Consider the following 11,523-nt stretch of genomic DNA (forward strand, 5'->3'; position numbering starts at 1 on the left):
ATGAAAGTTGTCGCCAAGAGTAACTGCCAATAACGCATAACGTATAAGCTGTTTATTACTTATCGCTATGATAAGGCCGTTGTCTGCCCTGATAGCCTGCTTAAGAAGGTAGCCAGATTGGAATATAACCACATTTTGCAAAGCCCGAACGATCCACGCCATTATCAGTATCTGACGCTGGATAATGGCCTGGCCGTGTTACTGGTGCAGCAAACTGATGCCGAAAAAAGCGCGGCGGCGCTGACCGTGAACGTTGGCCATTTTGATGATCCGGCCGACCGCGAGGGGCTGGCACACTTTCTAGAACATATGTTGTTTCTTGGCTCGGTAAAATTTCCCGGCGCCGGCGATTATCAGCAGTTCATCAATCATCATGGCGGTAGCCACAACGCCTGGACCGGCACTGAGCACAGCAGCTTTTTCTTTGATATCGACAGCAGCAGCTTTGCTCAGGCGCTGGAGCGTTTTGCCGATATGTTTGTGCAGCCACTGTTTAGCGCTGATTATGTTGAAAAAGAACGCCACGCTATAGAAGCGGAGTTTTCGCTGAAACTAAAAGACGATGGCCGGCGGATTTATCAGGTACATAAAGAAACCATTAACCCGGCGCACCCTTTTGCCAAGTTTTCCGTTGGCAATTTAACCACGCTTGCCGACACCGTCGATGCCAGCCTGCAACATGCCCTGCGCACCTTTTTTCAGCAGCAATACAGTGCCCGCCGTATGACACTGGCGTTGGTGTCGCCGCTGAACCTGAGCGCGCAGGCAACATTGGTACGGCAATATTTCAGCGCTATCCCCTCTCAGCTGCCGCCAAAACCACCGCTTAGCGTGCCGCTGTATTTGCCCGAACACCAGGCCATTCAGCTGAATATTCAGCCGCACCGGCACAGCCAGAAACTGGTGGTAAGCTTTGCCATGCCCGATATTCAGCGCTGGTACCGGCATAAACTGATTAGCTTTATTGCCCATTTACTCGGCGATGAGGGTCCTGGCTCGTTACTCAGCTATCTGAAACAACAGGGGCTGGTCAATCAACTCAGCGCCGGTGGTGGTATAGATGGCAGCAATTACAAAGATTTTACTGTCGCCTTTGAGCTTACCGATGCGGGGCTAACCGCGCGCGATCACATTCTTCAGGCCTTGTTTAGTGCCATTGCCAACTTACGTGAGCAGCCTTTTCCAGCGCAGCTATTTGCCGAGCGGCAGAAACTGCTGCACTGGGCCTATTTGTACCAGGAGCCAGCCACAGCGCAGCAAACGGCTAACCATTTGTCGGTCAGTATGCAGCATTATCCGGTAGAAGATATTATTTTTGGTGATTACCGGATGGAGCCGCCAACAGCCGCGCTATACCAGCAGGTACTTAGCTACTTTAACAGCACAAACATGCGCCTGATGCTAATAGCGCCTGATGTTGCCACCAATCGGGAAGCGCGCTGGTATCAGACACCTTATAGCGTGGAGCCTTTGCCTGCCGCCCTGCTGCAGCAGTTGCAGCAGTGTCAGCCACTGCCTGACATCCGCCTGCCTGAGCCAAACCCGTACCTTAAAGGCGATATTACACTGCTGGATAGCAGCGCTCACATGGATAAACCAGGATCCTGGTATCAGGATCCGCATTTAAGCCTGTGGTACAAAGCTGATACTGACTTTAATAGCCCCAAAGGGCATGTATTTGTGCAGCTAAGTCTGCCAAACAGCATAGGCAGCTGTCAGCAACTGGCTGCAACCCGGCTATGGGTTGAGCTATTTCTGGATAATATTAACCAGCAGTTTTACGCCGCGACCACCATAGGGCTGGTGTATCACGTGCACGTGCAACGCCAGGGTATCAGTATTCATACTACCGGCCTGACCAATAACCAGCTGCGCCTGCTCAGCGACATGCTACAAGCGCTGTTACAGCAAGATTTTGCCCCACAGCGTTTTGAAGAGCTTAAACGCCAACTGAGCCGGCACTGGCGCAACAGTAGCAAAAACAAACCAGTGGCAAGGCTGTTCAGCCAATTATCGGCGCTACTACAACCGTTAAACCCCGAAATTGACCAATTAGCCGATGCGCTCGACCAGCTCGATTTTGCGACCTTTTGTCAGTTTGACACACGCTTGTTTCAACAGGTGCATATCGAAAGCCTGTTGCTCGGCAATTGGACGAGCGAGCAAGCCACGCAGCTACAACACCTGCTACAACAGTGGCAGCAACAACTGACAAGCCTGGGCCAGCGCCCTGCAAATCCGGTATGCCGGCCGCAAGGCTTAGGTCCGGTATGGTTACAGCAAGAGGTAGAGCATAATGATCACGCGCTGGTCATTTACCTGCCGGCGCAACACACCAACCCGCTGCAGATGGCGCTGTTTATGCTGGCCAACCATTTACTCTCACCGGAGTATTTTCATCAGTTGCGTACCGAACAGCAGCTGGGTTATCTGGTGGGTACCGGTTACGTGCCCATTAACACCCTACCTGGCATTGCCTTTTATATTCAATCGCCTAAAGCTGACTGCGACGCCTTGTATCAGGCTACGGTGATGTTCTTCCGCGGCTTTCTGGCTGATACCATCAACCTGACCGAGGACGAATTTGCTGAAGCCAGACAAGGTTTGTTAGCTCAGCTTTATGAACGGGACAACAGCCTCGGTGCCAGAGCAAAACGGTTGTGGCTGGCATTGGGACAACATGACACCGGGTTTAACCTGACCGAAAACATCATAGCGGCACTAAGTACACTGCAGCTTGAACAGTTTATTGCCTTTTTACAGCAGTTATTACTGCCCAGCTACGATGCCATATTTCTTGCCACCGACAGTAGACCAAAGCATAGCCATTTGCGCTTTGTCAATAGCGAGGACATTAAGCAGCAACTGCTGGTAAGCCAAAATGCTTTTGACAGCTCAACTAAAGTTATATAACGTGGTGGCCGGTCTTGTTAACACGCTGCCATAAGTGTCACTAAAACTAAAAATAATTATAATAATCAGCGCGTTTTTGCTGGCTATTTTGCCTTTTAGCCTGTTCGCTATAGGCTGGCACACCCTACAGCCCTACACCTTAAGCGCCGTGCTGCTATGCTCCTTTGCTGCGTTATTGCTGGCACATCTGAGTATTGTCAGAATGCGCCGTTATCAGCTGAAACTGGAGCACAGTGAAGAGCGGCTAAGGTTATCTCTTTGGGGCAGTGGTGATGAGCTGTGGGACTGGAACATTGAAAGCGGCGAGCTGTACCGCTCCAGCTCCTGGTTACACCCAGTGGTACTGCAGCCGAAAACGGCCGATGTACCGCCAAATAAAGCACAAATTCACCCGCAGGATATCGAGCGCGTTGACCAGTTACTCCAGGATCACCTTAGCGGAAAAACCGCGCATTTCGAAGCCACTTACCGCATAAAAACCAGTGACAACAACTGGACCTGGGTGCTTGATCGTGGCAAGGCCGTATCATTTTCCGCGAACGGTAAACCCAGCCGTATGACAGGCACCTTAAAAAACATTCATCAACTAAAACAAACCGAAGAGCAGCTACAGCTGTTTGCCCGCTGTCTGCAAACCATTTCTGATGCGGTGGTGATCTGTGACACCCAATTCACCATTTTAGAGGTTAACCCCGCCTTTACCCGCATTACCGGTAAAAGCCGCGAACAATGTTTACAGCAGCGCTTTGAGCTAACACTTTACCCCAGCCGCTTGATGCATGACATTCGCCAGGCACTGGCAGAGCAAGGCAGCTGGCACGACGAAATAGAAGAGCAGCGTCAGAATGGCGAGATATATCAGGCTGAGCTGACCTTCGACCAGATTAAAGATGAGCAGGGCCAGGTAACGCAATATGTTGCGGTGTTCTCCGACATTACCGAGCGTAAGCTGCGTGAAGCGCAGCTGAGCCGGCTTGCTAACAGCGACACGCTTACGGGTCTGCCAAACAGGGCCGTGTTTATGCAGCGCCTGGGCGACTTGGTTAAAACCGGTACTGAGCATGCGTTACTGGTGTTTGATTTGGACAACTTTAAAAAAATTAATGACTCGCTGGGCCACGAACTGGGCGATAATTTGCTGTGCAAACTGGCACAGCGCCTGAGCAGTTATACCCAATATGCCAGCCGGCTATATCGTTTAGGCGGCGATGAATTTGCGCTGCTGTTGGACAACACCAACGATGTGCTGCATATCACTTCGGTAGCTAAAGAGTTACTTAGCCTGATAAACCAGCCGATTATGCTTGAACAACAGGAACTAGCGATTACCAGCAGCGTGGGTATAGTGTTGTTTCCGGATGACGGTGCCGATCCACAGGCACTGCTGCGTAACGCCGACACGGCCATGTATCATGCCAAGAGCCAGGGTGCCAACCGCTATTTGTTTTTCAATGATTCAATGAACAAGCAGGCAGTGAAACGGCTGCAGTTGGAAAACCTTATCCGCCACGGCTTAAAAGAAGATTATTTTGCCGTGTACTATCAGCCGAAGATGAATATTGTCAGCGGCCAGTTAGCCGGCGTTGAAGCACTCGTGCGCTTTATTACCCCTAAAGGCGGCGTGATAAGCCCGGCCAGTTTTATTCCTGTGGCGGAAGAGACCGGCCAAATTATCGAAATTGGTGAAGTGGTACTGCGCAAAGCCTGCCAGGCAGTTAAAAGCTGGATTGATCAAGGCCTGTTTCATGGCCGGGTGGCGGTGAACCTGTCATCACGCCAGTTTAGCCTGCCGTTTTTGTGTGAGCAGATAGACGATATTTTGCAGCAAACTGAGCTACCCTCCTACCATTTAGAGCTGGAAATTACCGAAGGTACCGTTATGCAATCGCCACCACAGGCGATAGAAACCATGAAAAAACTGCGCGCCCGTGGCATTCACCTGGCGATGGACGATTTTGGTACCGGCTATTCGTCGCTGGCGTATTTAAAACAGTTTCCGCTTAACACGCTGAAAATTGACAAAGCCTTTATTGACGATATGAAAAGTGCCCGCGGCCGTAATATGGTCGATACCATTATGACCATAGCGCACAATTTGAGCTTATCCGTGGTGGCTGAAGGGGTTGAGCAGCGTGAGCAGCTGCAACAGCTGAGTAAACTGCGCTGTGATGTGATCCAGGGTTACTACTACAGCAAGCCTCTGTCAGCGCAGGAGCTGACTCAGTTTTTACAGCAGCAAAAGCAGCGCAGCAAACCCACGTTGGTCAGTCTTAACTAGACCACCGTTATACTACAACTGCTGTGCTGTAGCGCAGGCAGAAAAAAGCCCCAGTAACGGGGCTTAGCAACTAGTCAGCGTCGGTTTCGACATACGAGAAGTCATCACTGCCATCAGCAATACGCTTCTTACCAAATACGGTATGAAACTTACGTTTCTCCGCCAGTCGCTGTTTATACTTGAGCCAGGTTTTCTCGTACACGGTGGAAGCTTCCGCTTCACCTTTGCACACCTGCACAAAGCGAGTTTCTTCATCATTCACCGGGGCACGACTACCCTGCTCCAGCTCCTGCATTGCCACCCCATGTTTCTCCAGCATGTTACCTTCTGCCAGAGTAAAGCGCCCGGACCGCGTAAAACCCTTGGGGAAATTACGGTCATCGAAAAAGCGACGGTTAGCGACAAAACTTTGCTGCATCACTTTTTTCCTCTAATCTCGTTGAATATCAAGCCAGCCTGTTTAAACTGTGCGGAGTATGGTTAACAAAATTACTGTCGTAAAACAAATATTTTTTATCGTGACCATAAAAATACTAAAGGATTCAATTTGGATACCGAACTGCTTAAAACCTTTCTTGAAGTTCAGCGTACAAGGCATTTTGGTAAAGCGGCCGAAAATCTCTACCTTACTCAGTCTGCGGTCAGTTTCCGCATTCGCCAGCTAGAGCAGCAACTTGGTGTTAACTTATTTAGCCGATATCGCAACAATATTCAGCTGACGGCTGCCGGTGAGCGTTTGTTGCCGCATGCCGAGGCGATGTTATTAGCCCTGCAGCGTGCCCGGCAGGATGTTGCGGTCAGCGCCGAGCAGGCCTTACAACTGTCTGTCGCGGCTACCGCCAATATTTGGGATGCGTTTTTACTGCAAGGTTTTATTAACGCGCAGCAAGCATTGCCTGGTGTGTCCTGGCGCGCCGAATCGCTGGGCAAAGATCAGTTAGCCCGTCAGGTAATGGAGCGCTACGTCGATTTAGCCATCTTATTTGATGCGCCAAAAATAGATGATATGCAAATAGACAAGCTTGGCGATATTCGACTACTGCCGGTGACCAGTTTTAGCGGCAAAACCGCGCTGGAGGCTATGCAGCAACAGTATATTCTGGTTGATTGGGGCACAGCCTTTGATATGCAGCACGCGCGCTGCTTTAGCGACCTACCGCCGCCACAGTTGCGTACCGGCAGTGCTCGTATTGCACTGGAGCTTATTCAGCAATGTGGCGGTTCGGCGTACTTGCCTGATACTATGGTGAAAGAGTTATTGGCCAGCCAGCGCTTGCAGTTAATGACGGATGCGCCGGTAATGAGCCGGGAGGTGTTTGCGGTGTCGCTGCCAAAATCGGCGCAGCGTCAGCAGTTAAATGACATGATTACCCAGCTTAGCCAAATGCTTAAGGCGGCGCATAACTAAACCTTGCTACCGGTGCCTGCTCAGGGACGGAACAGCACCGCAGCACGGCCATGCGCTTTGTGTAACGTCAGCCGTTTATGGCTGCTAAACAGCGGCAACACCAGAGGGCCGGTAAACACCGCCGCCAACGCCCATTTCACTGCAGTCATACCGCTGCGCAGTGCGGCAATATAGACACCAATTGCAGTAACTAACCAAATCAGCGGTAATACGACCACGTGTTATCCTCTTTACAACGCATATAAAACATCAGGCCGGTTATTATACCGGCCTGACAAGCAGATTACTGTTAACCTTTGGTTGTATTTTCACCAACCAGGGTTAACACCGTTACGGATAAAACCGCTGCTGTTGTTCCGCCATTTGCAGTAACAGGTTGGCAGGTGCAAAACGGCTGCCAAAGCGGCTTTCCAGATTGCGAAGCTGTGCGACCAGCTTATCGGCACCCAGTTGGTCGATATAACGGAAAGGCCCCCCCAAAAACGGTGGGAAACCAATACCGAAGATAGCTCCAATGTCACCATCACGGGCACTGGCAATAATACCCTCTTCCAGGCAGCGCACGGCTTCGTTTAACATTTGCACCACGCAGCGGCTGCTGATTTCATCGCTGTTTAACCGTGGTGCCGGGGTTACGCCCAGCACGTTATACACGCTGTCATCCACCTGCTTTTTGCCTTTTTTCGCTGTCTTGCCATAAAGGTAAAAGCCTTTTTCGGTTTTCTTGCCCTTACGGCCATCTGCCAACAGCTTGTCAAAGGCAGCTGGGGCGGCAAAGCGCTCGCCCAGCTCCTGGGTTAAAATGGGTGAAATTTTAGCCCCCACATCAATCCCCACTTCATCCAGTAAGGTAACAGGGCCCACCGGGAAGCCAAACTTGACCAGGGCTTTGTCAATTTTTTCCACCGGTTCGCCTTCCAGCAACACGTTAGCCGCTTCATTCATGTAAAGCGCCAAAATCCGGTTGACGTAAAAACCCGCGCCATCTTTAACCACTATCGGTGTTTTACCCTGTTTACGGGCAAAGGCCACTGTGGTTGCGATGGTTTGCGCTGAAGTGCCTTCATGGGCAATCACCTCCACCAGCGGCATTTTATCTACAGGTGAGAAATAATGCAGGCCAATCACGTTCTCTGGCCGCTGCGCTTTGGCGGCGATTTGCTTAATCGGTAATGAGCTGGTGTTGCTGGCAAAAATAGTATTTTCGCTACAGTGCTGCTCGATATCAGCGACCATCTGCTGCTTGAGCGCTAAATCTTCAAACACCGCCTCCACCACGATATCAGCATCATGAAAGCCACTGTAATCGGTGGTACCGGTAATAAGCAGCAATTGTTTTTGCATTTCTGCTTTGCTGATAAAGCGGCGTTTAAACTTTTTCTCCAGCAACGAGTAGCTGTATTTCAGCGCGTTACTAATGCCCTGCTCGTTGATATCTTTAATGCGCACGGCGATGCCTGCTTTTGTCGCAGTAACATTCGCAATACCGCCGCCCATCAGGCCGCCACCTAATACCGCCGCTTTACGCACCTTATTAGGTTTGGTCTCACCGGCACCGGTTTCCTTTTTCATTTGGGTAGTGGCAAAAAACAGGCTACGCAGTGCAGCCGACTCTTTTGTCATACAAAGCTCACCAAAGGCTTTCGCTTCAGCTGCAAGGCCCGCCTGTATGCCGCTGTCTACCCCGGTTTTAATCACATCGAGAATTTTCAGTGGTGCCGGGTAATTGCCTTGGGTTTTGCTCAGCGTTTGTTTGCGCGCCTGGCTAAACAGAATATTGCGGCCAAACGGCGTGCGTTCCAGCACCTTACCTACCAGATTGAGTTTTATCGGGTCGCGCTTAGGCTTGCCTTTCAGTGCCAGCTTAACCGCCGCTTCGAGTAAAATACTTTTTGGTACCACATCATCAACTAAGCCGGCTTTTTTCGCCTGTTTGGCGCGCAGTTGCTTGCCGGTTAATATCATATCCAGCGCTTTTTGCAGGCCAACCAGCTTAGGCAAACGCTGCGTGCCACCACTGCCTGGCAGTAAGCCAAGCTGTACCTCGGGCAAGCCCAGTACGGTTTTATTATCTGAGGTAGCAATACGGGCATGACATGCCATGGCTAACTCTAAACCACCGCCTAAACAAGGGCCATGAATAGCTGCGACTAACGGAATAGGCAGCTGCTCCAGCTGGTCGAACATTTGCTGGCCCATACGGCCAATGGCCTGCGCCTCTTCTGCCGTTTTGCAGCCATCGAGCATACTGATGTCAGCACCGGCAATAAAAGAGTCTGGCTTGCCGCTAATAAACACCAGACCTTTCAGCTGGTTGTTGGCCTTTATCTCGCTTAACAGCTGGCTGATTTCATCAGCGAAGGCAGCTTTTAACACATTCATCGACTCGCCGGCGATGTCCATGGTGATAACACCAACATTGTCGTCACGGATTTGCAGGCTGAAACTATTCGTTGTTGTCATTATTCGGTCTCCAGGATCATCGCTGCGCCTAAGCCACCGGCAGCACAGGCGGTAGTCAGGCCAACACCACCTCCACGACGTTTTAATTCATTCAGCGTTTGTACAATTAAGCGTGTACCGGTAGCGGCAAACGGGTGGCCATAAGCCAAAGAGCCGCCCTGTACGTTAAATTTGCTCATATCAATGTCGCCAATAGCACTTGCGCGGCCCAGTTTTTCTTCGGCAAACTTTTTGCTGGCAAACATTTTTACGTTGGCCAGGGTTTGCGCCGCAAAAGCTTCGTGCATTTCAATCAGGGTCAGATCGTTTAGCGTCATGCCCGCACGATCCAGTGCGATTGGGGTGGCATAAGACGGCCCCATCAACATATCGTCATAGACATCAATAGCGGCAAAAGCGTAACTGCGAATATAGCCTAACACTTCATAACCCAGTGCCTTAGCACGGCTTTCCGTCATCATCAGTACGGCTGAGGCGCCATCGGTCAGTGGTGTCGCGTTAGCTGCAGTCACCGAGCCGTGCACGCGGTCAAATACCGGTTTTAATTTAGCGTACGACTCAAGCTTTGAATCCTGACGAATATTGTTATCGATATCCAGATAGCGGGAGTAAGGCTCGACATGCGCGGTCATGACTTCCTGTTTCATTACGCCGCTTTGCCAGGCCTGGGTGGCCAACGTGTGCGAGCGATGCGCCAACGCGTCCTGATCGGCACGGCTGATGCTGTGGGTTTTTGCCATTTGTTCGGCGGTATCGCCCATCGACAAACCGGTGCTGTACTCTGCCACTGCCGGCGGTACCGGCAATAAATCTTTTAGCCCCAGCCGGCGGAATATTGCCAGTTTCTGGCCAAAAGTACGGGCCTTGTTTAAATCCACCAAGGCGCGGGCCAGTTTTTTGCTTACGCCAATCGGCAACACTGAGCTGGAGTCGGCACCACCGGCAATACCAATTTGGGTAATACCGGCCATCATGGATTCAGCCACACTGACCACAGACTGAAAACTGGTAGCACAGGCGCGGGTAACACTGTACGCATCGGTATGTACGTTCATCCCGGTACCCAGCACAATTTCGCGGGCAATATTCGGCGCTTCTGGCATTTGCACAACCTGGCCATATACCACTTGCTCAACTAATTTTGGCTCCAGCTCACTGCGGATAAGCAGTTCATTGACCACCAACTTGCCCAAATCCAGCGCTGATACGCCATGAAACTCAGTAGCCTGCTTGGCAAAAGGCGTACGCAATCCGGAAACAATGGCGATGCGATCACCGCTGCGGGTAGTAAGATTAATTGGCGAGCTCATAGCGTTCCTCTTATTTAAATTACAGGTCTGACCTGTATCAGTGCGCCCGATTGTAACGACAGTCGTTGAAAATTAAAACACTTGTTTTAATGCAAACGGAACCATATTTAGGTTATAACGTCTTAGCCTAGCCCGTTTTAGTGGCGAATGGCGATAAAACAATCAATAAATCCAATTAATTAAGACTGATAAGATTATGGTAAACGCGTTTTCTGCTTTAAAAGCCTATCTCGACAGCCAGGTGTTAGGCCAGGCTGCACTGACCGAAGGTATTTTGCTGGCGCTGCTGGCTAACGGTCACTTGTTAGTAGAAGGCCCTCCGGGGCTGGCGAAGACCCGTGCGGTAAACGCGTTAGCCCAGGGTGTGGAAGGCCGTTTTCATCGTATTCAGTTTACGCCCGATTTACTGCCAGCCGATTTAACCGGCACCGACATTTACCGGCCCGAGACCGGCCAGTTTGAGTTTCAAAGCGGGCCACTGTTTCATCATATTATTCTGGCGGATGAAATAAACCGGGCGCCGGCCAAGGTGCAATCGGCGCTGCTTGAAGCGATGGCAGAAAAACAAGTGACGGTAGGGCGCCATACCTACCCGCTGCCTGAGCTGTTTTTGGTGATGGCAACACAAAACCCGTTAGAGCAGGAAGGCACTTACCCACTGCCCGAAGCCCAGTTAGACCGGTTTTTATTGCATTTAAAGGTCGATTACCCCAGCGCTGAAACCGAACTGCAAATTCTCAGATTAACCCGTGGCGAAGCCTTAAGCGATGCAAAAGTCGACGTGACACCGATTAGCCAAAGCGATATTTTTGCGGCGCGCAAAGCCATTCTGGCGCTGCATATGGCCCCCAGCGTGGAGCAGTACATTGTGCAGCTTATTATGGCGACCCGTAACGCCAAAGCTTACAGCGACAAGCTGGCCAGCTGGATTGGTTACGGCGCCAGCCCGCGCGCCACCATAGCAGTAGAGCGCTGTGCCAGAGCCAAAGCCTGGCTGGACGGCCGTGATTTTGTTACACCGGATGATGTGCAGGCGGTGTTTCATAATGCGCTGCGCCACCGCTTAATTTTAACCTACGCCGCCGAAGCTGAAGGCATCAGCACTGATGATGTGCTGGCCGAGATTCTGCGCCTGGTACCTGCTGCCTGAT

8 protein-coding genes are annotated in these 11,523 nt (G+C 51.1%); 4 read left to right on the forward strand and 4 right to left on the reverse strand.

Features of this window, described 5'->3' with window-relative positions; translation table 11 throughout:
• The first annotated feature begins 117 nt into the window (after positions 1-117).
• Positions 118-2,913 (forward strand): insulinase family protein, encoded by a 2,796-nt coding sequence (locus ABGI61_RS11855; protein ID WP_347601318.1) that lies wholly within the window; start codon positions 118-120, stop codon positions 2,911-2,913.
• Between the two features lie 76 nt (positions 2,914-2,989).
• Positions 2,990-5,191, forward strand: a complete 2,202-nt coding sequence (locus tag ABGI61_RS11860; protein ID WP_347601320.1) for a putative bifunctional diguanylate cyclase/phosphodiesterase — start codon at positions 2,990-2,992, stop codon at positions 5,189-5,191.
• 70 nt (positions 5,192-5,261) lie between these two features.
• Here ABGI61_RS11860 and ABGI61_RS11865 read toward each other — a convergent pair whose 3' ends face one another.
• Entirely contained in the window at positions 5,262-5,609 is a 348-nt protein-coding gene (locus ABGI61_RS11865; protein WP_008223417.1) for a MaoP family protein, read from the reverse strand.
• Positions 5,610-5,738: 129 nt separating this feature from the next.
• Here ABGI61_RS11865 and hdfR point away from each other — a divergent pair, with 129 nt between their 5' ends.
• Positions 5,739-6,599 (forward strand): HTH-type transcriptional regulator HdfR, encoded by an 861-nt coding sequence (gene hdfR, locus ABGI61_RS11870; protein ID WP_347601323.1) that lies wholly within the window; start codon positions 5,739-5,741, stop codon positions 6,597-6,599.
• A 20-nt stretch (positions 6,600-6,619) separates the two neighbouring features.
• Here the strand turns inward: hdfR and ABGI61_RS11875 are convergent, their stop codons facing one another.
• The 3 genes from ABGI61_RS11875 to fadI form a co-directional block, all read right to left on the reverse strand.
• Positions 6,620-6,817, reverse strand: coding sequence for a hypothetical protein (locus tag ABGI61_RS11875; protein WP_347601325.1), 198 nt, complete (start codon positions 6,815-6,817; stop codon positions 6,620-6,622).
• Between the two features lie 112 nt (positions 6,818-6,929).
• A complete protein-coding gene (fadJ, locus tag ABGI61_RS11880) occupies positions 6,930-9,062 on the reverse strand; it encodes a fatty acid oxidation complex subunit alpha FadJ (protein WP_347601327.1) in 2,133 nt (710 codons plus the stop codon).
• Positions 9,062-10,372 (reverse strand): acetyl-CoA C-acyltransferase FadI, encoded by a 1,311-nt coding sequence (gene fadI, locus ABGI61_RS11885; protein WP_347601329.1) that lies wholly within the window; start codon positions 10,370-10,372, stop codon positions 9,062-9,064. The genes fadJ and fadI overlap by 1 nt, the downstream gene beginning before the upstream one ends.
• Before the next feature lie 196 nt (positions 10,373-10,568).
• Here fadI and ABGI61_RS11890 point away from each other — a divergent pair, with 196 nt between their 5' ends.
• Complete coding sequence (locus tag ABGI61_RS11890; protein WP_347601331.1) at positions 10,569-11,522, forward strand: AAA family ATPase; 954 nt, start codon at positions 10,569-10,571, stop codon at positions 11,520-11,522.
• The last annotated feature ends 1 nt before the right edge of the window (position 11,523 follow it).

The sequence above is a fragment of the Rheinheimera fenheensis genome, from assembly GCF_039871805.1.
GTDB lineage: Bacteria > Pseudomonadota > Gammaproteobacteria > Enterobacterales > Alteromonadaceae > Alishewanella > Alishewanella fenheensis.

Coding starts and splice junctions, on each gene's coding strand:
- ABGI61_RS11865 (WP_008223417.1), bottom strand. CDS start 5,609: ATGCAGCAAAGTTTTGTCGCTAACCGTCGCTTTTTCGATGACCGTAAT.
- fadI (WP_347601329.1), bottom strand. CDS start 10,372: ATGAGCTCGCCAATTAATCTTACTACCCGCAGCGGTGATCGCATCGCC.
- fadJ (WP_347601327.1), bottom strand. CDS start 9,062: ATGACAACAACGAATAGTTTCAGCCTGCAAATCCGTGACGACAATGTT.
- ABGI61_RS11890 (WP_347601331.1), top strand. CDS start 10,569: ATGGTAAACGCGTTTTCTGCTTTAAAAGCCTATCTCGACAGCCAGGTG.